This is a genomic window from Pseudoalteromonas sp. KG3 (assembly GCF_030436385.1).
GTDB lineage: Bacteria > Pseudomonadota > Gammaproteobacteria > Enterobacterales > Alteromonadaceae > Pseudoalteromonas > Pseudoalteromonas prydzensis.
The window spans coordinates 3,694,516-3,718,909 of sequence record NZ_CP098523.1; the positions used below are offsets into that span (position 1 = coordinate 3,694,516).

The 24,394-nt window shown below is 41.2% G+C and carries 21 protein-coding genes; 14 read left to right on the plus strand and 7 right to left on the minus strand.

Translation table 11 applies throughout. The annotated features are described in order from the left end of the window. On the plus strand, positions 1 to 3,189 hold the full coding sequence (locus NDQ71_RS17340; protein WP_301561932.1) for a pilus assembly protein: 3,189 nt from the start codon (positions 1 to 3) through the stop codon (positions 3,187 to 3,189). Between the two features lie 10 nt (positions 3,190 to 3,199). Then, positions 3,200 to 3,625 carry a type IV pilin protein gene (locus NDQ71_RS17345; RefSeq protein WP_301561933.1) on the plus strand — a complete coding sequence of 142 codons (426 nt, stop codon included), beginning with the start codon at positions 3,200 to 3,202 and terminating at the stop codon, positions 3,623 to 3,625. A 6-nt stretch (positions 3,626 to 3,631) separates the two neighbouring features. Here the strand turns inward: NDQ71_RS17345 and NDQ71_RS17350 are convergent, their stop codons facing one another. Both NDQ71_RS17350 and NDQ71_RS17355 read right to left on the minus strand, forming a co-directional pair. After that, positions 3,632 to 4,159, minus strand: coding sequence for a GspH/FimT family pseudopilin (locus NDQ71_RS17350; RefSeq protein WP_301561934.1), 528 nt, complete (start codon positions 4,157 to 4,159; stop codon positions 3,632 to 3,634). Positions 4,160 to 4,238: 79 nt separating this feature from the next. Then, positions 4,239 to 4,787, minus strand: a complete 549-nt coding sequence (locus tag NDQ71_RS17355) for a GspH/FimT family pseudopilin (protein WP_301561935.1) — start codon at positions 4,785 to 4,787, stop codon at positions 4,239 to 4,241. A gap of 194 nt (positions 4,788 to 4,981) precedes the next feature. Between NDQ71_RS17355 and NDQ71_RS17360 the strand changes: the two genes are divergently transcribed. Continuing rightward, on the plus strand, positions 4,982 to 5,320 hold the full coding sequence (locus NDQ71_RS17360; RefSeq protein ID WP_192540404.1) for a P-II family nitrogen regulator: 339 nt from the start codon (positions 4,982 to 4,984) through the stop codon (positions 5,318 to 5,320). Between the two features lie 69 nt (positions 5,321 to 5,389). On the opposite strand, the gene NDQ71_RS17365 is transcribed toward NDQ71_RS17360, so the two are convergent. Further along, positions 5,390 to 6,151, minus strand: coding sequence for an outer membrane protein assembly factor BamD (locus NDQ71_RS17365; protein WP_192540402.1), 762 nt, complete (start codon positions 6,149 to 6,151; stop codon positions 5,390 to 5,392). A gap of 141 nt (positions 6,152 to 6,292) precedes the next feature. Between NDQ71_RS17365 and rluD the strand changes: the two genes are divergently transcribed. From rluD to clpB, 3 genes are all read left to right on the plus strand, one after another. Then, on the plus strand, positions 6,293 to 7,270 hold the full coding sequence (rluD, locus tag NDQ71_RS17370) for a 23S rRNA pseudouridine(1911/1915/1917) synthase RluD (protein ID WP_064665852.1): 978 nt from the start codon (positions 6,293 to 6,295) through the stop codon (positions 7,268 to 7,270). A 9-nt stretch (positions 7,271 to 7,279) separates the two neighbouring features. After that, a complete protein-coding gene (pgeF, locus tag NDQ71_RS17375) occupies positions 7,280 to 8,005 on the plus strand; it encodes a peptidoglycan editing factor PgeF (protein WP_064665853.1) in 726 nt (241 codons plus the stop codon). Positions 8,006 to 8,102: 97 nt separating this feature from the next. Continuing rightward, complete coding sequence (clpB, locus tag NDQ71_RS17380) at positions 8,103 to 10,679, plus strand: ATP-dependent chaperone ClpB (RefSeq protein WP_301561936.1); 2,577 nt, start codon at positions 8,103 to 8,105, stop codon at positions 10,677 to 10,679. A 68-nt stretch (positions 10,680 to 10,747) separates the two neighbouring features. Here the strand turns inward: clpB and NDQ71_RS17385 are convergent, their stop codons facing one another. Then, positions 10,748 to 12,295 (minus strand): PAS domain-containing methyl-accepting chemotaxis protein, encoded by a 1,548-nt coding sequence (locus tag NDQ71_RS17385; protein ID WP_301561937.1) that lies wholly within the window; start codon positions 12,293 to 12,295, stop codon positions 10,748 to 10,750. Positions 12,296 to 12,762: 467 nt separating this feature from the next. Between NDQ71_RS17385 and gshA the strand changes: the two genes are divergently transcribed. Beyond that, positions 12,763 to 14,340 carry a glutamate--cysteine ligase gene (gene gshA / locus NDQ71_RS17390; RefSeq protein ID WP_064665856.1) on the plus strand — a complete coding sequence of 526 codons (1,578 nt, stop codon included), beginning with the start codon at positions 12,763 to 12,765 and terminating at the stop codon, positions 14,338 to 14,340. A 125-nt stretch (positions 14,341 to 14,465) separates the two neighbouring features. Further along, complete coding sequence (locus NDQ71_RS17395) at positions 14,466 to 15,074, plus strand: hypothetical protein (protein ID WP_192540395.1); 609 nt, start codon at positions 14,466 to 14,468, stop codon at positions 15,072 to 15,074. 289 nt (positions 15,075 to 15,363) lie between these two features. Here NDQ71_RS17395 and NDQ71_RS17400 read toward each other — a convergent pair whose 3' ends face one another. Both NDQ71_RS17400 and NDQ71_RS17405 read right to left on the minus strand, forming a co-directional pair. Continuing rightward, positions 15,364 to 16,632: an HlyC/CorC family transporter gene (locus NDQ71_RS17400; protein WP_192540394.1), complete on the minus strand. Its 1,269-nt coding sequence runs from the start codon at positions 16,630 to 16,632 to the stop codon at positions 15,364 to 15,366. Positions 16,633 to 16,693: 61 nt separating this feature from the next. Then, a complete protein-coding gene (locus NDQ71_RS17405; RefSeq protein ID WP_192540392.1) occupies positions 16,694 to 17,500 on the minus strand; it encodes an inner membrane protein YpjD in 807 nt (268 codons plus the stop codon). Positions 17,501 to 17,771: 271 nt separating this feature from the next. On the opposite strand from NDQ71_RS17405, the gene ffh reads away from it, so the two are divergent. The 6 genes from ffh to tyrA all read left to right on the plus strand — a co-directional run bounded on the left by ffh (position 17,772) and on the right by tyrA (position 22,878). After that, positions 17,772 to 19,151 (plus strand): signal recognition particle protein, encoded by a 1,380-nt coding sequence (gene ffh / locus NDQ71_RS17410; RefSeq protein ID WP_064665860.1) that lies wholly within the window; start codon positions 17,772 to 17,774, stop codon positions 19,149 to 19,151. Between the two features lie 259 nt (positions 19,152 to 19,410). Beyond that, positions 19,411 to 19,659 (plus strand): 30S ribosomal protein S16, encoded by a 249-nt coding sequence (gene rpsP / locus NDQ71_RS17415; protein ID WP_016708927.1) that lies wholly within the window; start codon positions 19,411 to 19,413, stop codon positions 19,657 to 19,659. 17 nt (positions 19,660 to 19,676) lie between these two features. Next, on the plus strand, positions 19,677 to 20,213 hold the full coding sequence (gene rimM, locus NDQ71_RS17420; protein ID WP_192540390.1) for a ribosome maturation factor RimM: 537 nt from the start codon (positions 19,677 to 19,679) through the stop codon (positions 20,211 to 20,213). Next, entirely contained in the window at positions 20,213 to 20,980 is a 768-nt protein-coding gene (gene trmD, locus NDQ71_RS17425; RefSeq protein ID WP_064665862.1) for a tRNA (guanosine(37)-N1)-methyltransferase TrmD, read from the plus strand. The genes rimM and trmD overlap by 1 nt, the downstream gene beginning before the upstream one ends. Positions 20,981 to 21,013: 33 nt before the next feature. Further along, entirely contained in the window at positions 21,014 to 21,373 is a 360-nt protein-coding gene (gene rplS / locus NDQ71_RS17430; RefSeq protein WP_002962189.1) for a 50S ribosomal protein L19, read from the plus strand. Positions 21,374 to 21,744: 371 nt separating this feature from the next. Then, complete coding sequence (gene tyrA, locus NDQ71_RS17435; RefSeq protein WP_301561938.1) at positions 21,745 to 22,878, plus strand: bifunctional chorismate mutase/prephenate dehydrogenase; 1,134 nt, start codon at positions 21,745 to 21,747, stop codon at positions 22,876 to 22,878. Positions 22,879 to 22,939: 61 nt separating this feature from the next. Here the strand turns inward: tyrA and NDQ71_RS17440 are convergent, their stop codons facing one another. Next, complete coding sequence (locus tag NDQ71_RS17440) at positions 22,940 to 24,097, minus strand: chorismate mutase (RefSeq protein ID WP_064665864.1); 1,158 nt, start codon at positions 24,095 to 24,097, stop codon at positions 22,940 to 22,942. Positions 24,098 to 24,394: the final 297 nt, after the last annotated feature.

The window sequence follows — 24,394 nt, forward strand, 5'->3', positions numbered from 1 at the left end:
ATGAAGCTTACGTTAAAGAGAGTGCTCATTTCTATATTTTGTGTATTAATTAGTTTATCAGCGAATGGTGAAGACATAGAGCTCTATGTTAACCACAATGTGGAAACTAATGAAAAGCCACGTGTTATTATGATTTTTGATACCTCGGGAAGTATGGCCTGGGATGTGGTTGATGGAGAAAAGTGTTACAAAAGAAATAGGAATGGCTTTTACGAAAGTGAATGCTTCAAAAGTAAAGATAGCTATAGTGCATACCAGCAGTGTTATAAATCTGTAAATGGTTATGCGCAAGCTATCTGTGAAGACAGTCGTTTACGAGTTGCACAAAATGCTATTACACAACTAGTGAACGATAATGATGATATTGAATTTGGTTTAATGCGCTTTAATGGCAGTAATGGTGGATATGTACTAGCCAGAGTTGGTGCTGAAAAGTCAACGTTATTAAATAAAGTTGATGAGCTACCTGCCAGTGGGGCAACCCCATTAGCAGAAACATTATGGGAGGCGTACTTATATATTACGGGTCAAGACGTATACTATGGCGGTAATACTAATGAACGAGATTTTACCGCAGAGTCATCAGGAGTTTATAAATCACCCTTTGCCCCAGTAGCGGGTGAACCATTACGTTGTGATAATAGTATCAACATTATTTTAATGACTGATGGAGATCCAAGTAATGATTCCAACAGAAATAATGATATTTACTATCTTCATCGCGACTATTTTTCTGAAAACCCACCTATTGTTAGTAATAGTTATTTAGCAGCCCTAGCTAAAATAATTCATGGTACTGATGATGTGGAAGTCGATTTATATAAAAACACTAAGAATGTACTTGATATTGGACGTGTATTTCCTATTGGTTTTGGTACGGGTATGAGCAACTCAGGAAAGAACCTACTTACTGAGACAGCAGACTACGGCGGTGGACAGTATTTACATGCAAATACTGCAGCACAATTATCAGACGCACTCAAAAATACGATTTCTCGTATTCGTGAAGTAAACGATAGTTTTTCATCGCCATCAGTGGCCAGTAATAACGTAGATCAAACTCGAAGCCGTGATGCTATTTATTTTGCAATGTTTTATCCAGAAACAGGTGCGCGCTGGCGTGGCAACCTCAAAAAGTTAAAAGTTTCAGGTAGTCAGATTGTTGATGCGACAAACAAGCCTGCTCTTAATAGCGACGGTTTAATTTCAAAAGATGCAAAAACATTTTGGCTACCTGCAGGCCAACCCGCTGATGGTAACGCGGTTGCGCAGGGGGGGGTAAACCATTATTTAAGCACCATAGATCCACTTACTCGTAATTTATTTACGGAGAATCAAGGCTCGATTGTTAGTTTTGATACTGCGGCTGTTAGTGACATTCTCAGTGGCATTGTTAATAACCCGCTGACCTTATCCACTCAAGATGTTAATTGGGCAAGAGGAGTAGATGTTGATGATGAGGACAAAGATGGCTCATCACAAGACCAACGCACTGATATATTTGGTGATCCTTTGCATTCAAAACCAATTGCAATTGATTATGGTAATGATGATATTCGCATCCTCATAGGGACAAATGCTGGCTTCTTACATATGTTTAAAGATGCCGGTGAGACTGTAAGTGAAAGTTGGGCATTTATACCTTCAGCACTGTTTGACATTATTAAACCACTTAGAAATAAACAAGCAGATAGTAAAGTATATGGTATGGATGGCCCTATCAGTGTCTACTTTAGTAATAAAAGCTTAAATAGTGAAGGTTTGAATGACGGTATTATAGATGCTAGCAAAGGAGACGAGGTATGGGCTTTTGCTGGAATGCGCCGTGGTGGTAAAAACTACTATGGTTTAGATATTACAAATCCTAATCAGCCAAAACGTCTTTGGAGCAAACCAATTGAAGGGGGTAAAGGCGACTTTAAAGAATTGGCACAAAGCTGGTCGAAACCAACAGTATCGTATATCAATTTAAAAAATTATAAAAATAGGCCGGTACTGGTTTTTGGTGCTGGCTACGATACTAATAAAGATAACGTTACGCGATCAGATGATACAAAAGGACGCGGTATTTATGTAGTCGATGCACAAACAGGTGTAAAAGTATGGTCTCTCACGCCAGCTAATGGGTTTAATGGTAAGCATAGTATTGCCGCAGATATTGCCTTGCTTGATTCTAATTATGATGGTTTTATTGACCGTATGTATGCCACCGATACTGGGGGGGATGTTTGGCGAGTTGATATGCCAACGGAAAACCCAACTGATGGTCAGCAGCCGTGGACACATTTTAAATTAGCTGAGTTGGGAGGGAGTACTGCAACCCAAGATCGTCGCTTTTTTTATAAACCGATGGTAGCGCGTACTATGTTTAGTAAAGTAACAGAGACAACGATAAATGGTAAAACGGTAATTACACGTCAAGATACACCCTATGACGCGGTATTGATTGGCAGTGGTAATCGTTCTAAACCAACTGCAACAACGGTACAAGATCAACTTTATATGATCAGAGATATAAATACAGTTAGCCGATCTTTTATTAGTAATAATACCCCAGCAGCTATTACGACCAATAAATTGATGAATATGAATGCAGATCCGTTTGGAAATGCATTGGATGATGTTGATAAATTTACCCAGCTAGAAGTTGAGCTTGGTAAGTTTAATGGTTGGTACTATAGTCTCCCTGCAAGTGGTGAAAAATCACTTGCCGCAGCTACAGTTGTGGGTGGAGTGGCTTATTTTACCTCGTTTACTCCGGCTTCAGATACAGCAACAGTAAATCAGTGTTCACTTAGTGGTGGTGGAGGCTCACTGTATGCGTTTCATTTACATTACGGCACTAAGGTATACGACGAGCTGAAATTTTCGACCAGTTATGACGTACCCGATACCCCGCAACTGTACTTTGGTGAAGGACCGTCGTGTGCTGATGGCAATGGTGATGGTAAATGTGACGATAACCCGACCGTTGATGTAAAACAGGAAAGCCAATTTTATTTAATTGGACCGGGCATAAAAGGTGATAATGCTAAAAACCCACTGCAACCACTGGAAATTACTGGGCCCGGCTTGAATGTTGTAAACAACAAAATACAATTAATAAATGATAAGGCGTTAGGTTTTGGCTTTAAAACTCGGCAAACATATATTTATAAACGCGAAGAAAATGATGAAGTTAGTAATTAAGGAGATTTAAGTGATTAAAAAGCAATACGGTTTTACCTTAATTGAATTAATGATTGCTGTTGCAATTGTCGGGATTCTAGCTGCAGTCGCTTTACCTAATTATAGTGAATACGTAAAGCGTGCTTCGCGCGCAGAGGCTGTAGCAGCATTATTAGACGCTGCAAATAAAGAAGAGCAGTATTTTGTAGATAATAGAGAGTATACAGAATTACTGAGTGATGTAGGGGTTCAAAGTAAGACAGAAAATAAACATTTTGAATTAACTATTAAAGTGGTTGATAAAAACACCTTCACAATCACAGCTAAACCTATAGCGGGGCCGGTAAAAGGAGACGGTGATTGCACTGAGCTTTTTATAACTGATACAGGTCTTAAAGGTGCTAAAGGTGCTAAAACAAACGACGGGAAAGATATTGACTACTGCTGGGGAAGGTAATTAAGGTTATTCTTCTTGGCATTTGTCAGTTGATTTAATGCGAACTCTGCCCGTTTGACTTACAGATAAAGCTAATCCTTCAAGATTGGCTTTATCACTGTTAGGGCAATATATAAAAGTACCATTTTGAAAACCATTTAACGAACCATCCGGTCGAAACGTAAGTGCACTACGAGGATACTCTAAGCTATCTGCCTCATTTACTTTTTCAAATATACTTAATAACAGTTCGTCATCATCTAATGTAGTTGACTTATCTTTATCGATAAATAGAGACACTTCCCCTTGCCACTCGTCTTTAATGCATTTGCTCTTTTTAAGAGCGCAAAGAGTGACGTAAGTGTTGTTTTCAATTGCATATAAACGGCCATAATTAATATTTCGGTAGAGTAAGTTTATATGGTTATTCAAGCGGTTCTTTGCTAAAAAATCAGGATAAAACCACATAGAAAGTTGACTGACTATACTAACAACAGCCACAGTAACCATAAGTGTTATTAGTGTTACGCCTTTATTTTTTAATAATAACTTCATCCTTGAAGTTCCGAATTGATAAGCTATTTACTCAGTCTAGTTAATGATACAAATATGACAAGATTGTTCTGTGTGTTTTTCAGGTGCAGGTGTTAGTGGTATTACCAACATAAAAAGCAGTTCCAGATTGGCTTACTGTTAACGCTTTATTGTTTACGTTATCACTGCTTGGGCAGTAAATAAAATCTCCTGGCTTTGTTGTAATACGTCCACTGGTGTTAAAGCGAAGGGTACTATCATTACCAGAATATTTTATTTTGTCATTAGAGGGGGTTTTTGACATTATGCGTAATAGACTATCATTTTTGCTATCATAGCTCCCGTCATTATTTTTATCTATAAATAAGATAACAGTATTAGTCGAGCCCCATTCACTTTTACATTCGAGATTTGAGGCACTATCTATAACTGTATTGAGGACTGGGCAGATTATAACTATTTCATCTGTACTAGCGGCTTGTGCACGGGCAAAGCTAATATTACGCTTGAGATCGAGTAAAAAATTTTCGGCCCTGTTTTCTTCAAGCATGTCACTGCTATCCCATAGAGCAATTGCAGCCACAATGCCGACTATGGCAATGGTGACCATCAACTCAAGTAGTGTAAAGCCATGTTGCGGTTTTTTCATGTTCACCTCTAATACTGGATGGCACTGAGTAAACAGTGCACTTTGAGCAACTTACCCTGAGTGTAGTTGCTCCTATTGGAGCAATCATACCATTGCTGGCGATTAAATCACCGTAATTCAATTGCTTTGTTTGCTATGAAGTGCAGGATTGTCTAAAATCGACCCAATTGGCAATATAAGAGCAGCGACTAATAATGAAAAAAATTGAAGCAATAATTAAACCATTTAAACTTGATGATGTCCGTGAAGCATTGTCTGATGTAGGTATCACCGGGATGACCGTTAGTGAAGTGAAAGGTTTTGGCCGTCAAAAAGGCCATACCGAGCTTTATCGTGGTGCTGAATACATGGTTGATTTCTTACCGAAAGTGAAACTTGATATCGTGCTTGGTGATGATGATGTTGAACGTGCTATTGAAGTGATTGTTAAAACAGCACAAACCGGTAAAATTGGTGATGGTAAGATTTTTGTCACTGACGTTGAGCGTGTTGTACGCATTCGTACCGCAGAAGAGGACGAAGACGCGATTTAATTTAAAAGTCAGACATTAAAAAAGCGCTACTTATAAATCATAAGTAGCGCTTTTTTTTGTATTTGGAATTTACTTGCGTTTATTTTGCTCGCGAGTCAGCTTAGCGTGTTCACTTAATTCAGGTAAACCAAGCTTGTTGTAGCTTTTTTCCATCATTTCGAGTGCTTGATCTAAATAACTACTTTGCGAATAATGTTCAACAACGTATTTACCGCGATTTGCAGCTGCTAAATAAGCTTCACGCTCATAGTAATAATCAGCCACTTTTAATTCGTAACGGGCCATTTTATTGAGCAACCAAACTAACCGTCTTTTTGCTTCAGGGGCATAGCCACTGTCAGGGAAGCGATTAACTAAGGTTGATAAATCAGTAAAGGCAACACGGGTACGATTAGCATCGCGATCGGCGCGGTCAACGCCAAAGTATTCCTGAAAGGCGTTTTTATCGGCTTTAATATTTACCAAACCACGCATGTAGTACATATAGTCTAAATCTTTGTGATTTGGGTTTAAACGGATAAAGCGATCAATGGTTGCCAGTGCTTGCTCAGTATTACCTGCTTGGTAATGGGCATAAACTAAGTCCATTTGCACTTGTTTTGACATAGGGCCAAATGGATAGCGCGAATCAATCGCACTCAACAGCTCTATTGCTCGCGCATATAAGCCTGAATCAAGCGTTTGTTTAGCATCTTCATACAATGCCTGCGCTGACTTATTAGGAACGCGTTGGATATCTTCTTCATCAGGTGCTGACGAACATGCACCTAAACCAAGTAATGAAACTGTAAAAACAATGGCAAATGCACGTTTCCCTATTCTATTTATCATTTTATTTGTTACCTTCGATGTCTTCGGCTAGGCCAAGTGGGTAAAACCGAGTAAACTATGCTTATTATATAATGCTTTTATTAAAAGCGATTCTAACCCAGTCGAGCACAGCTTGCACTGGTAAATTGGGTAAAGTTACTAATGACAGAGCAAATTTCTCTTCAAGCCGATGTGCCAACTGAGTTAGGCGGTAAACGTCTAGACCAAGTATTAGCACAATTGTTCCCGGATTATTCGCGTTCACGTATAAAAACGTGGATTTTAGATGATAAAATCACCGTAGATGGTGAAATTTTCAACACGCCAAGAGAAAAACTCTTTGGTGGTGAGGTTGTAAATGTTGAAACAAGTATTGAAGCACCACGTGAATACTTAGCACAAGATATCAAATTAAACATCGTTTATGAAGATGATGATATTTTGGTTATTAACAAACCTATGGGGTTAGTTGTACACCCAGGTGCAGGTAATCCTGATGGCACAGTGCTCAATGCATTGTTGCATCATTATCCAGATATCATTAATGTACCGCGCGCAGGGATTGTGCATCGTCTAGATAAAGATACTACCGGTTTAATGGTGGTAGCTAAAACGATTCAGGCACAAACACATTTAGTTAAAGCCTTGCAAAAACGCGAAAACTTCACCCGTGAATACGAAGCAATTTGTAATGGCACCATGACTGCCGGTGGTATGGTTGAAAAGCCAATTGGTCGTCATCCTACACAGCGTACGCATATGGCAGTGCATGAGCAGGGGAAACCCGCGATTACGCATTACCGTGTTGCTGAAAAATTCCGTGCTCATACGCGATTACGCCTGCGTTTAGAAACAGGTCGTACGCACCAAATTCGTGTGCATATGGCATTTATCAATCATCCATTAATTGGTGATAAAGCATATGGCGGTCGTCCACGTCCACCAAAAGGTGCAACACCTGAATTATTCCAGATGTTACGTGAGTTTAATCGTCAAGCATTACACGCTGTTAAGTTAAGTATTGCGCATCCTATCACCGGTGAAATGATGACCTGGCAAGCGCCTATTCCAGATGATATGGTCGCCATGACTCACGTACTGCGTGAAGATACTAAAGCTAACCCAAATATCGATTTTTAAGCTGCCTTAATGCTTTATCCTAATTGGACAGCGCCACCCAATGTAGGGGCTCTCAGTACAACTCGTCAGGGCGGTGTATCTGATGCGCCTTTTGCGAGTTTAAACTTAGGCCTACATGTGGGCGATGATCAGCACGCGGTATTAACGAATCGCGCGCTTTTAGCTGCTCAGCTTCCTCAAGCACCGGTGTGGCTTAACCAAGTCCATAGCAGTGAAGTTGTTGTTGTGGATGAGTATTTTGACCCACATGCTAATTATGATGCGGATGCACTCTATACCCGATTAAAAAATCAACCGCTGGCAATTATGACAGCAGATTGCCTGCCGATTTTGCTTACCAGTGAAAGTGGTGAAGAGGTGGCTGCTATTCATGGTGGCTGGCGCGGTTTGCATGCGGGTATTATCGCCAATACTTTGCGTCACTTTAGCTGCCCTCCAGCACAGATCAGAGCGTGGTTAGGTCCTGCCATAGGTGCTGCAAAGTTTGAGGTCGGCAGTGAAGTAAAAGCACTTTTCTGTGAGCAATCAGCAACTCATCACACTGCATTTGTGGCACAAGCGGATGGTAAATATTTAGCAGATATTTATCTGCTTGCAACCACAGAGCTTATTAACCTAGGAATAAGAAATATTAGTGGTGGTGAGTACTGTACAGTTAGCAATAGTGAACAATTCTTTTCATATCGTCGCGATGGTCAAACAGGGCGTATGGCTTCTTTGATCTGGCGCAAGTAATAGTCTATTCAGTGAGTATATTTTCTCCTAAGCCTTGATCAAAGTGCCGAGCATACCCATTAATTAAGTAATTAGTTTTTTTAATAGGTAACCCCTTATGCGTTTAGATCGATTTACCAGTAAATTTCAATCTGCGCTCTCTGACGCTCAGTCATTAGCGCTTGGTCGTGATCATCAATTTATTGAACCGGTACATTTAATGTATTCACTCTTGCAGCAAAGTGGCTCAAGTGTGCGTGCGTTATTGGCTCAAGCCAGTGTAAGTGCCGATGAACTCAATACCAAGTTATCGCAAGAGATAGAAAAGCTATTTAAAGTGGAAGGTGTTGGTGGCGACGTGCAGTTGTCAAACAATATGGTTTCACTGATCAACTTATGCGATAAATACGCACAAAAACGTAAAGATAAATATATCTCCAGCGAACTGTTTGTATTAGCTGCCTGTGAAGATAAAGGCCCGCTAGGTGATATTTTCCGTGCGCTAAATATGACCAGCACAAAGATAGAAGCCGCTATCAAAGCCATTCGTGGTGGTCAAAAGGTTGATGACCCAAATGCGGAGGATACTCGTCAAGCGCTTAAAAAATTCACCATCGATTTAACGGAACGTGCAGAGCAAGGCAAACTTGATCCAGTTATCGGTCGGGATGACGAAATTCGCCGTACAATTCAAGTTCTGCAGCGACGCACCAAAAATAACCCAGTATTAATTGGCGAACCTGGTGTGGGTAAAACCGCGATTGCGGAAGGGCTCGCGCAGCGTATTATTAATGGTGAAGTGCCAGAAGGCTTGAAAAACAAACGTGTGTTATCGCTTGATTTAGGTGCCTTGGTAGCCGGTGCTAAATACCGTGGTGAGTTTGAAGAGCGGTTAAAATCGGTGCTCAATGAGCTGGCCAAAGAAGAAGGCCAAGTGATTTTATTTATTGATGAAATTCATACTATGGTTGGCGCTGGTAAGAGCGATGGTGCGATGGATGCGGGCAATATGCTCAAACCCGCATTAGCACGTGGTGAGCTGCATTGTGTCGGCGCAACCACCTTAGATGAGTACCGTAAATACATCGAAAAAGATGCCGCTTTAGAGCGTCGTTTCCAAAAAGTGCTGGTGGAAGAGCCGTCGGTTGAAGACACCATTGCTATTTTACGTGGCTTAAAAGAGCGTTATGAGCTACATCACAGTGTTGAAATTACCGATCCGGCAATAGTAGCAGCTGCGCACTTGTCACACCGTTATATTAGCGACCGGCAGCTGCCAGATAAAGCTATTGATTTAATTGATGAAGCGGGGTCGTCTATTCGCCTGCAAATTGATTCAAAGCCAGAGTCGCTAGATAAATTAGAGCGCCGTATTATTCAGCTAAAACTTGAAGATAATGCGCTAGCTAAAGAAAAAGACGACGCCAGTCAAAAGCGCCGCAGCGAAATGCAAGAGCTGATCACTGAACTTGAAGCACAATATCGTGAGCTTGATGAAGTATGGACTTCTGAAAAAGCATCTTTACAAGGCACGCAAGTGATCAAAGCGGAGCTTGAGCAAGCGCGCTTAGATTTAGATGTTGCCCGTCGCGCCACTGACTTACAGCGTATGTCAGAATTGCAATATGGTCGTATTCCTGATTTGGAGCGTAAACTTGATTTGGCCTCACAAGCCGAAATGCAAGAAATGAGTTTATTGAAAAACCAAGTCGGTGAAGACGAAATCGCCGAGATACTTTCTCGTTGGACCGGTATTCCGGTATCGCGGATGCTCCAAGGTGAGCGTGAGAAACTGCTGCAAATGGAAGAACAACTACATCATAAAGTCATTGGTCAAGACGAAGCTGTAGTGGCAGTTGCCAATGCGATCCGTCGCTCGCGCGCAGGACTTGCAGATCCTAACCGTCCAATTGGCTCGTTTTTATTCTTAGGCCCAACTGGGGTGGGTAAAACTGAGCTGACGAAAGCGCTCGCGGGCTATATGTTTGACACTGAAAGCGCGATGGTGCGCATTGATATGTCTGAGTTTATGGAGAAACACTCAGTTGCGCGCTTAGTCGGCGCACCGCCGGGCTATGTTGGCTACGAAGAAGGTGGCTATTTAACCGAAGCCGTACGTCGTCGTCCTTATTCAGTCATTTTACTTGATGAAATTGAAAAAGCGCACCCTGATGTGTTTAATATTCTACTGCAAGTATTGGATGATGGCCGCTTAACCGATGGCCAAGGTCGCACCGTTGATTTTAAAAATACGGTGATCATTATGACCTCAAATTTAGGCTCGGATATTATTCAAGAGCAAACAGGTAATAACGATTACGCAGCGTTGAAAGAAAAAGTGATGGGCGTTTTGGTTAATGAGTTTAGACCTGAATTTATTAACCGGATTGATGAAACCGTGGTATTTCATCCGCTTGCTAACGAACACATTAAAGAAATTGCTGATATTCAACTCAGCAAGCTACGTGAGCGTTTAACAGCAATGGGGTACTTACTGCAAATAAGTGATGCAGCACTTGAGCGTATTGCTGCCAGCGGTTTTGATCCCGTTTATGGCGCGCGGCCACTCAAGCGTGCAATTCAGCACACGATTGAAAATCCGCTATCTCAGAAATTACTCGCTGGTGAATATCAAAGTGGTGACATGATAGTCATCGATGCTGATGAAAGTGGCTTAATATTTAGCTGTCGCTAATCAATTTATGCCTATAAAAAAACCGCTAGTGTTCATAACTTAGCGGTTTTTTTTATGGACTAAAGTCGTTACACTTTAAAAGTAAGCAGGATATCGTTTACTTTTCGAGAGCCTTCAACTAGTTGTGCAGCGCCACTAGCGACATTAAAACTCAATGTTAAGTTCTCGTCACTGTAACTTTTTATTTGCGTAATGTTATCGCTAATATCAAGGCTGACCGCTTGCTGTTGCTCTGCAGCCGAAGATATTTGTGTGGCAAGTTGCGATATTTCACTGATCTGCGCGAAAATACTATCCAGTTCAGTTTGCGTATGACCTGTGGTATTTACACACTCGTCGGCTTGCGCTTTAGTGTTTTTCATCACCGTAGACCAGCTAAACAGGGTATCTTGAATTTCTTTAATAGAACTATGGATTTGTGCAGTAGCACGCTGTGTCCGAGATGATAATGCACGTACTTCATCAGCAACCACGGCAAAACCACGACCGTGTTCTCCTGCTCGCGCGGCTTCAATCGCGGCATTTAAAGCCAGCAAATTGGTTTGTTCAGCTATACCTTCAATTTCAGTCATTACTTGGTCAATTTTATCAGCCTCGGTGGCAAGTGAGTTAGCTGTACTTGCAGCTTGCTCAACTTGCAGCGCAAGATCAGAGACCATCGCGCTATTATCAGCAATGTGAAGTTTTATATCGGTACAACTTTGATAAGTAAGGTTCACTTTCCCAGCGGTATCGTGAGTATTGCCCGATATCTCACCGATAGTTGCGCTCATTTGTGACATGGCAGTGGCTATTTGGCTAAGACGCTGTCCTTGTGATGCAATCCCTTGTTCGGTTAGGGTGGATTGTTCATCTAAATCAGCCGCTATACCCGTAAAAGTGCTCGTGGTGTCTTTTACTCGGCCCAATACTGTCCGTAATTTAGCGTTCAGCATCTGTATATTATATTCACTGATGCTAAACGGATGATGGCCAACATAGACATAGCGAGACACTGAATCATGGAGTAACTTTTGCTGTTTTAAGGCACTTGGCGTTACGATTAATTCGTCATAATTTAAGGCAACAACAGCTAAGCAAAATAACGCCGCGATCAGTGCAGCAGTAACAGATACAAACGCGGCCAATAACGCAAGACCAATTAAGCCCAGTAGCACAGCAGCAGTTTGGCGTATCGTCACCCATTCACGCCAAGATGACAGGGATTTTCCTGCATTTATTTTAGCGTATAGCTGTTGTGCTTGGCGTTTTTGTTGTTCGCTGGGTTTTGTCCGTACGGACTGATAGCCAACCAGTTGACCATGTTCAAAAATAGGCGTAACAAATGCATCAACCCAATAGTAACGGCCATCTTTACAACGGTTTTTAACCATGCCGCGCCACGAGTGCCCTTGTTTAAGTTTTTCCCACAATTCTTTAAATGCCGCTTTAGGCATATCAGGGTGACGGACAATATTATGATTTTTGCCAACCAGCTCTTCTAAACTGTAGCCTGCGATGGTACAAAATTCCTTATTTGCATAAGTGATAACACCGCGTAAGTCCGTGGTAGAGACAAGTTCTTGTTGCTGTGAAAAAGTAACTTCTTCGTTTAGTAGTTGCTGACCCCGACGCATAGGTAGTCCTTAAACATGCTTTATTATTAGTGATAATTATAAAGTTCATACCAATGTAAAGATAGCAGCTTCAGTGCTATCGGCTATAAAACGATTGTTAATTTACTTTTTTATGATCTAAAACAAAGAAATATAAAAATGCTGATGAACAATCTTTTAATAACTGAATATATAAATTGCTATCATCGGTCTAGTGCTATGAATTGATTATTGTTGGCTGCAGGCGAATCCTATTAAATTGCATCACTGTAGTGCAATTAAAGCAATTGTATATTAGCGCTCACAATGGCAAGATTAGTAAACATATGGGTATGGACTAAGCTGCCCGCAGCGAGTGTGCTTAATAAATACACGGTGACCTTCATGGTAAATAGTGGAAATTTCAGTTATGCCATTATTAAACCTTGAGTATTATCAATTTGCCCCCATTGACTTAGGATTAAGCCACGTGGCTCGAGGAAGCATTTTTGACAACACATGATTTAACTAAAGCGTTAACAGCGCTCGCCCCAGAACAGCATAAATTCGCAATTAAAGGCATTCAACGTGGTATTGAAAGGGAAGCGTTAAGGATCCAACCCAATGGTACGATTTCACAACAGCCGCATCCAAAAGGGGTTGGTTGTGCATTAACGAATGGGCATATCACCACTGATTTTTCAGAGTCATTATTAGAGTTTATTACGCCTGTTAGCGGCTCAGCTGAAGAAACGTTAAATCAGCTACATGATTTGCAAAAGTTCACCCTTTCGCAAATGGGTGATGAATTATTATGGCCTATTAGTATGCCGTGTTTTATCGAGCATCAAGATGACATCGCATTAGCTCAGTTTGGCGACTCTAATATTGGTCGTATGAAAACACTGTACCGTGAAGGCCTTAAAAACCGTTATGGTAGTATGATGCAAGCAATCGCTGGCGTGCATTTTAATATTTCATTTCCAACTACTTTTTGGCAAAGCCTACAAACGATTAAAGGCGATACAGGGCCATTACAAGATTTTATTTCGTCAGGCTATTTAGGTTTGATCCGTAACTTTAAGCGTGAACTGTGGCTGATCAGCTATTTATTTGGCGCTTCACCGGCATTATGTAATTCTTTTTTACAAGGCCGCAGTACCGACCTTCCTTTTAAGAAACTTGGTAAAGGCACACTGTATCTTGAAACTGGCACCGCGTTACGCTTAGGTAATTTAGGCTACACTAATAGCGCCCAGTCTTCATTAAAAGTAATGTATAACTCATTAGAAGAGTACATTGCGGGGCTAAAAGCGGCAATCAATTCACCGTCTGATATTTATGGTCAGCTTGCGGATTATAGAGATGCCCAGCCAAAGCAACTGAATAAGAATGTGTTACAGATTGAAAATGAATTTTACTCGCCAATTCGCCCGAAACGTAATGCGAACAGTGGCGAAACGCCAACAGATGCATTACTACGTGGGGGCATTGAGTACATCGAAATTCGTGCTTTGGATGTAAACCCATTTACAGCGACAGGAATCGATATTGAGCAAATTCACTTTTTAGATGTGTTTTTAACTTATTGCTTATTAAAAGACTCACCAACGATGGATTGGGATTCGCAACAACGCAGCACTGAGAATTTAGATACCGTAGTCAGTGATGGCCGTGCCGTGCAGGTGATGTTAAATCGTTCTGGAGAAGCATGTAGCTTAGCTACGTGGGGCTCAGATATTTTTAGCCAGTTAAACCATGTTGCAGCATATATGGATGAAGCGTATGGGGTGAGTTACTACAGTGAAACCATCACGCGATTAAGCCAATGGGTTGCAGATCCTGAGTTAACGTATTCTGGGCGGTATGTTAAGCAACTTAAAGAGTCGGGTCTTGATAATGGTCATTTTGCATTAGCACTTGCAAGAAACTATCAGCAAAGTCACGTGGATACACCTTATCATGTGTACTCAGATAGTTACTTAAAGCAGCAGGCCGAGCAATCCTTTGTTGCTGAGCAAACCTTGAAAGCAGCTGATAATGTGACATTTAATGCGTTTTTAGATGCGTATTTTAACGCAAACTAAACAGGCAAAAAAAACGCAGCCCAAGTTGGCTGCGTAAAGATTCTTCAGGGATAAACAATGCTAAACTGCGCATTCATAAAGTAGGACTTACGCTTTTATAAAAAGTTCAGCGAGAATCAAAAAAAATGAAAAAAAATTTAATTATTTTATCGCTGGGGGCTGCGTTAACAGGCTGCGCAACTGCTCCTCCAAAGCAACCTAATGATATATGTAAGATTTTTGAAGAAAAAAATGATTGGTATTATGACGCAAGAGATGCTCAAGAAAAGTGGGGATCGCCTAAACATGTACTAATGAGCATGATGTACCAAGAAAGTTCTTTTAGACATGATGCTGCGCCACCTATGGAATATTTTTTATGGATCATTCCCACTGGCAGAGCAAGTTCAGCCTATGGTTACTCACAAGCGAAAACTCCCACTTGGGCTGATTACATTCGTGAGACGGGTAACAGCGGTGCAGATCGAGATGATTTTGATGATGCGATCGACTTTATGGGGTGGTTTGTCTATAAAACCCATAAAGTAAATGGTGTGTCGAAGTGGGATGCTTATGCGCAATACCTTAATTATCATGAGGGTTGGGGCGGCTACAAACGTGGCACCTATAAAAAGAAACAATGGCTAATGGCGGTGGCAAATAAAGTTAAATACCGCGCCAGTCGCTATGGTGCACAACTTAAAAAGTGCGAAGCAGATCTAGATAAAAGTTGGCTAGAAAGGTTATTTAGTTAACCTGAACTCTGATTATTTGAACAGCCCGCATTGCGGGCTTTTTAGTATTCGGTTTATTTTCCAGGAAATTGATGTATATGCATATCGCGTTGTGGAAATGGGGTGGTGATATTTTCTTTTATAGGGGCGACTGAGTTCAGTAATAAAACTTTTCTTATAAACTATAAAGTTAGTAGGGTATATAATAACTTAATATTTAAGATTAAATGAGTAATAGCAGCAGACAATTGCAGAAAGTAAATGATGAGGGGTAGTAGTAGAGTAGTGAAGTACTACTCTACTTAAAGATTTATATTCTACGTTTATTGGCTTGGATACGAACTAGTTTGATCATGTTTTCTTTCACTTCAACTACTTCTATAGGGTAACCTGCAATACGTAAACTTAAATTCGCATCTGGAATATCTTCTAAGTATTCGACAATCAAACCGCTTAATGTTTTTGGCCCATCAAGTGGGAATTCCCAATCCATTTCTTTATTCAGATCACGTACGTTCGCGCCGCCATCAACTAAAAATGAACCATCATCTTGTGGAACGACTTCTTCGCTTGGCGTACGAGTTTGTGTGGTAGTAAAATCACCGACCACTTCCTCTAGGATATCTTCTAAGGTTACAAGCCCTTGAATATCACCATATTCATCAACTACTAGACCAATACGTTCTTTCGATTGTTGAAATTTTAATAGCTGGGTATTTAATGACGTGCCTTCAGGGATAAAATAAATCTCACGCACTGCGCGAAGTAGTGATGGCTTATCAAACTGCTCTTTCGTTAATAACCGCAGCGCATCACGCGAATGAATAAAACCAACCGCATCATCAATTTGATCACGGTAAAGTAATACACGTGTATGTTGTGCGTGAGTTAACTGCTTACTGATCAGCTTCCAGTCATCGTTAATATCAATCGCCACTATTTCATTACGTGGGATCATAATATCTTCAACGGTGACTTGTTCTAAATCTAAAATAGAGGTCAACATACTTTGGTGGCGAGCGGGGATCAGTGCACCAGATTCATTCAGCACGGTTTTTAATTCTTCTTTACTCATGCTGTGCTCTTCAATTTGTGCAGCACTAATACCAAATAACCGTAATATCCCGTTGGTCATCCAGTTTACAATGACGACAAATGGAAACAGAATTTTGAGTAATCCTTTAAGTACTATCGAACTTGGAAAGGCAACTCGCTCAGGGTAAAGGGCGGCTAACGTTTTTGGCGTTACTTCAGCAAAAATTAATACTACTAGGGTCAATGCACCGGTAGCAATAGCGATACCTAAATCACCGTATAAGCGAATACCTATGATGGTTGCAACCTGTGCGGCAGCAATGTTTACCAAGTTATTACCGATTAGGATAAGGCCTATCAGTCTATCAGGGCGGCTCAACAGTTTGTTGACACGCTTTGCTGCGCGATGGTTTTCTTTAGCAAGGTGACGTAAGCGGATTCTGTTAATTGACATAATGCCTGTTTCAGAACCAGAAAAATATGCAGAACAAAGTATAAGTATTCCAAGTATTATAAACAAAACACTTGTAGAGATGCTGTCCAAAGAAGGATCCTTTTTTATTTAACCAATGTGTATTAAGCGGGAGTGAGCTGCCTGAGTCAAGTTAAAACTTATTCAGGATCACCTCTTGCACAAAACGGCTACCAAAATAAGCCAACGTTAAAACAAAAGCAGCAGCCATGATAGCCAGTACAACGGGTTTACCACGCCAGCCTTGCGTTAAGTGACCTACAGTTACAGTTGCGAACATGGCCCAAGCAATCAATGATAAAACGGTTTTATGAATAAACTCTGTTGCAAACATGCCATCTAGGAACACAAACCCAGATAACAGCGCCATCGTCAATAACACGGTGCCTAACGTTAATAAGTGATAAAGCTGACGCTCAACGACCATTAAAGGTGGCAGGTGGCTGTGTACTATGGCTAAATCTTTGCGCTTTAAACGTTTGTCGATAAAGTAAAATTGCACGCTATATAAAGTAGCAATAATTAATACGCAGTAGGCAAGTAATGAAAGTGAAATATGAGTGACTAAACCGATTTCGACATTAATACTTTGCAATAAAATATGATGTGGAATGAATAAACTGGCAATAGTAAGTAATGCCGCAAAGCCATACACTACCGGCAGGAGTAAGGTTGCAGGAAACTTTAATGACACAGTAGTGACCGACACTACAATTACCCAGCAGGTTAGTAGTGCCACATTAACAATACTTAAATCTTGGCCATCGGTGCGAAATACTGAATTCACCAATAATAACATGTGCGCTAAGATCGCCACTGTACTGAGAATAATCGTCAGCTTTTGGCTCGGCCCTTGTTGGTGAAATAACCGAGACAACACGTGAGACGTTGCTAAGATATAAAATAAACTGGCAATAATAGTTAAACTAATAATCAGCATAGTGCTTGGGCCACTCAATTTGAGTCAAATATTCCTTGTTAGAGTAAGGACATTGTATTTTATAGCAAGGCAATTGCATAGAGTTTGTAAAAAGAAACTCAAACAGCGCACTTGAACACTGTATTGTGCGCCACCATTTACGGTATACTGTTTTTAATTAAAATTTTAATAATACTGATTCTAGAAATCGCGCTATTTACGCCAAGTGGTAAACTTGCAGTAATAACCTTGATGGGAAAATTGGTATATCACGTTTGATCGGAACCTTTACATGTTTGAGAACCTCCAAGAACGATTAGGTAAAACCTTAAAAAATATTAGCGGCCGTGGGCGCCTTACAGAAGACAATATAAAAGACACGCTACGCGAAGTGCGTATGGCCTTTTTAGAAGCCGACGTTGCTTTGCCTGTTGTTCGCGAGTTTGTTAAACAAGTTAAAGAGCGCGCAGTAGGTATTGAAGTCACTAAAAGCCTAAGCCCAGGGCAAGTATTCATAAAAATTGTTCGCGAAGAACTTGAAAAGGCTATGGGCGAAGCAAATGAAGAGCTGAGCTTAAATGCACAACCGCCAGCCGTTGTAATGATGGCGGGCCTGCAAGGCGCGGGTAAAACGACCAGTGTAGCTAAGCTTGCTAAGTTTTTAAAAGAGCGCAAAAAGAAATCAGTACTAGTTGTTAGTGCCGACGTTTATCGCCCTGCAGCGATCAAACAGTTAGAAACACTGGCCGATGAAGTTGGCGTTGAGTTTTTCCCAAGTGATATTTCACAACAGCCTGTTGATATTGCAACAGCGGCTATTTCTCATGCCAAAAAGAAATTTATCGACGTTGTATTAGTTGATACCGCAGGTCGTTTACATGTTGATAGTGACATGATGGACGAAATAAAAAATCTGCATCATGCAATCAACCCAATCGAAACCTTATTTGTCGTTGATGCAATGACAGGTCAAGATGCGGCGAATACAGCCAAAGCATTCGATGAAGCATTACCGCTCACAGGTGTGATCCTCACCAAGACAGATGGTGATGCCCGTGGTGGTGCTGCCTTATCTATTCGCCATATTACCGGCAAGCCAATTAAGTTTATGGGTGTGGGTGAGCGCACTGATGCGTTAGAACCATTCCACCCCGATCGTATCGCGTCGCGCATACTTGGCATGGGTGATGTACTTTCATTGATCGAAGAAGTCGAAATGAAAGTCGATAAAGAGCAAGCTGCAAAAGTTGCTGAAAAAGTATTTAAAGGTGATGGCTTTACCCTAGATGATTTTGCCGAGCAGCTAAAGCAAATGAAAAACATGGGTGGCATGATGTCAATGCTTGATAAACTTCCAGGTATGGCCAACTTGCCTGATGCAGTAAAAGGGCAAATGGGTGATAAAACCTTTATTCAAATGGAAGCGATCATCAGTTCAATGACCAAAAAAGAACGTGCGCGTCCAGAGATCATTAAAGGCTCGCGTAAAAAACGTATTGCAGCAGGCTCTGGTACGCAAGTACAAGAGATCAATAAATTGCTAAAACAGTTTACGCAAATGCAAAAGATGATGAAAAAAATGAAAGGCAAAGGCGGTATGCAAAAAATGATGCGTGGCATGAAAGGCATGTTACCGCCAGGAATGATGGGTGGCGGTGGCCCTAAATTCTAAGTTTTTGGCTAACATTCGATGAAAGCGTCATTTAGTTAATGAAAAAAGAGGTAAATAGCCTCTTTTTTTGTGGATAAATTATGCAGTGAAAGCGCGATATAGTCTGAATTAACGCGTAGATCATAGTTTAATCAACTTAACACTCATTTCGAGTCACTTCTTACTTGCATTGTTGCTAAAAACTCGTACAATTCCCCAGCTCCCCATACTGGGGAGTAAATCTTATTAATGAAAACAGTCAATCTATTTAGAGGACGGTATGGTAACTATTCGTTTGCAACGTGGTGGCGCTAAAAAACGCCCTTTCTATCAAATTGTGGTTGCGGATAGCCGTTTCTCGCGTGACGGTCGCTTCATCGAGAAAGTAGGCTTTTTTAACCCAATTGCTAGTGGTCAAGAAGAAAAAGTACGTTTAGATTTATCTCGTGTAGAACACTGGGTAGGTCAGGGCGCATCTCTTTCAGATCGCGTAAGTAAGTTAGTAAAAGACGCTCGTAAAGCGGCTTAATAGGCGTAAGTGTAACCATGAGTCAAGAGAACACCTCATCAATAATTGTCGTAGGAAAGCTCGGTGCCCCGTATGGTATAAAGGGCTGGCTTAAGGTACATTCATTTACTGATGATCCCCAAGGGATCTTCGATTTCAGCCCGTGGTTGATAGGGCAACAAGGTAAATGGCAGACCTTAGAAGTGGTCGACTGGCGTCGCCACAACAAAGGCTTTATCGCTAAAATTGCGCAAGTAAACGACCGAGACGAAGCAATGGCTTATACCCATGCAGAAATTTCTGTGGATGCAGCGCAATTACCAGAACTGCCGCAAGGCGAGTTCTATTGGCGAGATCTCATTGGTATGTCGGTTGTAACTGATAAAGGTTATAACTTAGGCATAGTTGATGACCTGATGGAGACAGGCTCAAATGACGTATTAGTTGTGAAAGCAAATAATAAAGATGCATTTGGCCAAGCAGAGCGTTTAATACCATTTTTAACTGATTCAGTTATCAAAGAAGTTAAACACGATGCGAGAGAAATTACCGTAGACTGGGATCCTGGCTTTTAATGAGTCAAACGAGTTCGTTGTGGGTAGGGGTGATTAGCCTTTTCCCGGACATGTTTGATGCAATTACAACGCAAGGTGTAACTGGTCGCGCAGTAAAAAATGGTTTAATCGATTTTAACTGCTGGAACCCACGTGACTATGCTACTGATAAGCATAGAACCGTTGATGATCGTCCTTACGGGGGCGGTCCAGGTATGTTAATGATGGTTGAACCATTGAAACAAGCCATTCTTGACGCCAAACAGGCGGCAGGTGATGGTGCAAAAGTAATTTATATGTCCCCGCAAGGGCGCAAATTAGATCAGCAAGGGGCGAGCGAACTCGCAAACTCCGAAAAACTGATTTTAATTGCCGGTCGCTATGAAGGTATAGACGAGAGAATAATAGAGTCATACGTTGACGAAGAATGGTCAATTGGTGATTTTATTTTGAGTGGTGGTGAACTACCAGCCATGACACTAATTGACGCAGTAGCGCGATTAGTGCCAGGTGTATTAGGACACAACCAATCAGCAGAGCAAGACTCATTTTCGGATGGCTTGCTAGATTGTCCTCACTATACACGGCCAGAAACATTGGACGACAAACAGGTTCCTGCTGTATTACTCAGCGGTAACCACCAAGAGATAGCAAAATGGCGGCTAATGCAGTCATTAGGCAGAACTTGGTTACGACGTCCTGACTTGTTGCATAACCTAGCTCTGACTGAGGAGCAAGCGGTATTACTCGCGAAATTTCAGCAAGAGTACCAAAAAGCTTGTGGCTAGAAGACAGTTACACCTAGGAAAGTGAGAAACATAATGGCAAAAGTAAACCAAAATATTATTAAAGCGCTTGAAGATGAGCAGCTTAAAACAGACGTACCTGCATTTGGCCCTGGTGATACAGTGGTTGTACAGGTAAAAGTAAAAGAAGGTGCTAAAGAGCGTCTACAGGCCTTTGAAGGTGTTGTAATCGCTAAGCGTAATCGTGGTCTTCACTCAGCATTCACAGTTCGTAAAATTTCGAACGGTGAAGGTGTTGAGCGTGTATTCCAAACGCACAGCCCTCTTATCGATAGCGTAGCAGTTAAGCGTCGCGGTGCAGTTCGCCGTGCGAAACTTTACTATCTACGTGAGCGTTCTGGTAAATCTGCACGTATTAGAGAAAAGCTTAACTAATACGCGCTGTTTAGCAACGCAAAAAAAACGGGTTGCAGCCTTCGGGTTGCAACCCGTTTTGGTTTTTATGAGAAGAGAAGTTAGCGAGGTGAAAGAGTAAAGTTAAAAGATCGAGCTCTAGTGATCACCATAGCTTGATTAGAGCTCAGCGAAGCCCACAAGCAATATTCTAAAAAGTACTACACATATATCGAATTTAACTTCAGTCATCCTTAAAGGATATGGCTCAGTACTTAAAACTCAAACCCTCATTCTTTTACTTATTTAGCCTTTTAACAGCTACCTGATCCTGTTAGTATTTATCGTATTGATTAGTTTACTTTTATGTAAATTTAAATGTACGAAATTGCAGTTTTCAAGGTGGTAGTCGCGTGGCGGATATAAAAGAGTTAGATAAGTTAAGAGAGGGCATTGATGAATGCGATGCCCAGTTGGTTGCTCTGTTGGCTAGACGTAATAGTATTACTGAGCAGATCGGCGCAATTAAACAGCAAACTGGGGCGCCACTGCATGCACCTGATCGTGAAGCTACGTTATTAGCTGCTCGTCGCCAAGAAGCAATCAACCAAGGTGTTAACCCTGAATTAGTCGAAGATATCCTACGTCGTATGATGCGTGAAGCATACCAAAACCAACAAGCGAAACTTGCATGTAGTGCACCGCAATTATCACCTATTGTTATTGTGGGTGGTCAAGGCGCGATGGGGCAGTTATTTGCTCAGCAATTTATTCGCTCAGGGTATGAAGTTAGAATACTCGACAAAGAACAGCAAAGTAACGCGCAAGAAATATTAGCAGGTGCGAAACTGGTGATGATCAGTGTGCCTATTAATGCCTTAGAAACAGTGGTCACTTCCTTACCTAAGCTCGATGATGAGTGCTTATTAGTTGATATTACATCGGTTAAGCAAGCGCCGTTAAAAGTATTAAAAGCGGTGCATAAGGGGCCCGTAGTTGGCTTGCATCCGATGTTTGGTCCAGATATCTCTCATTGGGTAAAACAAACTGTGGTGGTCTGTGAAGGCCGTAACCATGAGGTAGCACAAGGCTTGTTATCCCAGTTGCAAGTGTGGGGCTGTCAGCTTGTTGAACTCGATGCGAAAAAGCACGACGAAGCGATGCAAATTATTCAGGTGATGCGCCATTTAACCACGTTTGTATATGGCCAGTTTTTAGCAAAGCAAAGCCACACTCTTGAAGAGCTACGCAGTTGCTCATCACCTATATATCAGTTAGAGTTGATGATGGTTGGCCGTTTATTCGCACAATCACCAGAGCTTTATTCAGACATCATGCTGGCACAATTTGATAATGTCGAAGAGCTACTAGCGCAGTATCAAGATACGTTTGCAAGTACTTTAGCAAAACTTAAGGCTGGAGATAAAGCTGCTTTGATTGATTCGTTTGCAGATGCGAAAGCGTACTTCTCTGATTCTACCGCGCACTTTTTAACGCAAAGCCGCAGTTTATTAAATAAAGCCAATGACGCCAAAGTGCTAGATTAAAAAATAACTGTATCAATAAAAAAGGGCTAATTTTAGCCCTTTTTTATATTTTATTTAGTGTTTAACTTTCTACACTCACGGCCTGCAGAGATTCGCTTTGGTAACAACCTAGCACGCGCACATATTGAGTGTGCTCTTTAAGCTCTTCCAATGCTTGCTTAACATGGTTATCAACCAGGTTCGCTTCTAAATCAACATAAAACACTTCTTCCCATGGATTGCCAGGAACAGGACGTGATTCTAGTTTTACTAAGTTAATATTATGCTCTTTGAAAATCATCAATGCATCAGCTAAAGAACCAGCTTGCTGCTTAGTCGCCATGATTAAACTCGTTTTAGTTGGGATTTGTTTTGATACATGTAATGGCTTACGTGCGACAACAATAAAACGGCTGTGGTTTTCGCGCTGATTGGCAAGCCCTGATTTAATCACTTCTAACCCGACATTTTTACCCGCTTGTGCTGAGCCAATTGCCGCGCTGTTAGGGGTATCAAGCGCTGATTGCAGTGCACTTGATGTTGAGTCACAGGTTTCGTGTTGAATATCGCCTAAGCCTTGTAAAAAGCGGCTACATTGTGCAAATGGTTGTGGGTGAGCAAAAATTTTGCTGATCTGACTCAGCTCAGTATCCGGTGTAGCGAGTAAGCAGTGTTCTACACTGTGGGTTACTTCACCGACAATAGATACTTGCGCGTGTTGTAATAAATCAAATACTTCGTTAATACTACCGGAACTGGTGTTTTCAATCGGTAATAAACCAAAGTCAGCTTGGCCATTCTCAACTTTACCGGTGATCTGCTCAAAACTGGAGCAACCCATTTCAACAAGTTTACCAGGGCGACGACTAAAATATTTATGGCAAGCAAGTTGGCTATAAGAACCTTGACCACCTAAATACGCCACGCGATGCGTTTCACTCATTGCATCAGGGTTCAAGTTCTTTTGTAGCATAGCTTGTTGGTTTAGTACTGAATCTTCTAAAATTGTTTGAAAAACATTATTCACATAATAGGCATCTAGGCCGAGTGATTTACCGTAGCCAATTAACTTCTCTAATAAAGCGAGCTCACGGGCTTCGTCTCGTATTGGTTTATTATTAGCGATTTTATACTCTACTACGCCATGGCTAATTCGCCGACGCTTAGCCAATAAAACCAATAAGTCAGAGTCGATTTCATTGATATCGTGTCTGAGTGAATTTAGTACATCATTTGTCATTTTTGGGTTCCTCATTCCAAAAAATTACCTTTTGGGTAATAAAAACAAAAAAGCCTCCCAGTTGGGAGGCTTTGCTATTCGGTTGATTTAATCTCGCAAACAGGTAAGCCTCTCCTATCTAAAGAAGCTAAAAAATGAAAAGTGTAACTGCGAGAATTTTATATTCATAGCCTTAATGTATGGAGAGTGGGCTATAAAGTCAACACTCTAGCGGGTTTTATGACCATGAAAAGATGGTTTATTTTCGATATTGGTTTTTTTCAAGCAATATTAACGAAAAATTTATAAATCTAAATA

Excerpts from the sequence above, each read along its gene's own strand:
- NDQ71_RS17355 (WP_301561935.1), bottom strand. The coding sequence starts at position 4,787 with ATGAAAAAACCGCAACATGGCTTTACACTACTTGAGTTGATGGTCACC.
- trmD (WP_064665862.1), top strand. The coding sequence starts at position 20,213 with ATGAGTCAAACGAGTTCGTTGTGGGTAGGGGTGATTAGCCTTTTCCCG.
- NDQ71_RS17350 (WP_301561934.1), bottom strand. The coding sequence starts at position 4,159 with ATGAAGTTATTATTAAAAAATAAAGGCGTAACACTAATAACACTTATG.
- NDQ71_RS17395 (WP_192540395.1), top strand. The coding sequence starts at position 14,466 with ATGAAAAAAAATTTAATTATTTTATCGCTGGGGGCTGCGTTAACAGGC.
- NDQ71_RS17340 (WP_301561932.1), top strand. The coding sequence starts at position 1 with ATGAAGCTTACGTTAAAGAGAGTGCTCATTTCTATATTTTGTGTATTA.
- pgeF (WP_064665853.1), top strand. The coding sequence starts at position 7,280 with ATGCTTTATCCTAATTGGACAGCGCCACCCAATGTAGGGGCTCTCAGT.
- ffh (WP_064665860.1), top strand. The coding sequence starts at position 17,772 with ATGTTTGAGAACCTCCAAGAACGATTAGGTAAAACCTTAAAAAATATT.
- rplS (WP_002962189.1), top strand. The coding sequence starts at position 21,014 with ATGGCAAAAGTAAACCAAAATATTATTAAAGCGCTTGAAGATGAGCAG.
- clpB (WP_301561936.1), top strand. The coding sequence starts at position 8,103 with ATGCGTTTAGATCGATTTACCAGTAAATTTCAATCTGCGCTCTCTGAC.
- NDQ71_RS17365 (WP_192540402.1), bottom strand. The coding sequence starts at position 6,151 with ATGATAAATAGAATAGGGAAACGTGCATTTGCCATTGTTTTTACAGTT.
- rluD (WP_064665852.1), top strand. The coding sequence starts at position 6,293 with ATGACAGAGCAAATTTCTCTTCAAGCCGATGTGCCAACTGAGTTAGGC.
- NDQ71_RS17440 (WP_064665864.1), bottom strand. The coding sequence starts at position 24,097 with ATGACAAATGATGTACTAAATTCACTCAGACACGATATCAATGAAATC.
- NDQ71_RS17360 (WP_192540404.1), top strand. The coding sequence starts at position 4,982 with ATGAAAAAAATTGAAGCAATAATTAAACCATTTAAACTTGATGATGTC.
- rpsP (WP_016708927.1), top strand. The coding sequence starts at position 19,411 with ATGGTAACTATTCGTTTGCAACGTGGTGGCGCTAAAAAACGCCCTTTC.
- rimM (WP_192540390.1), top strand. The coding sequence starts at position 19,677 with ATGAGTCAAGAGAACACCTCATCAATAATTGTCGTAGGAAAGCTCGGT.
- NDQ71_RS17385 (WP_301561937.1), bottom strand. The coding sequence starts at position 12,295 with ATGCGTCGGGGTCAGCAACTACTAAACGAAGAAGTTACTTTTTCACAG.
- NDQ71_RS17405 (WP_192540392.1), bottom strand. The coding sequence starts at position 17,500 with ATGCTGATTATTAGTTTAACTATTATTGCCAGTTTATTTTATATCTTA.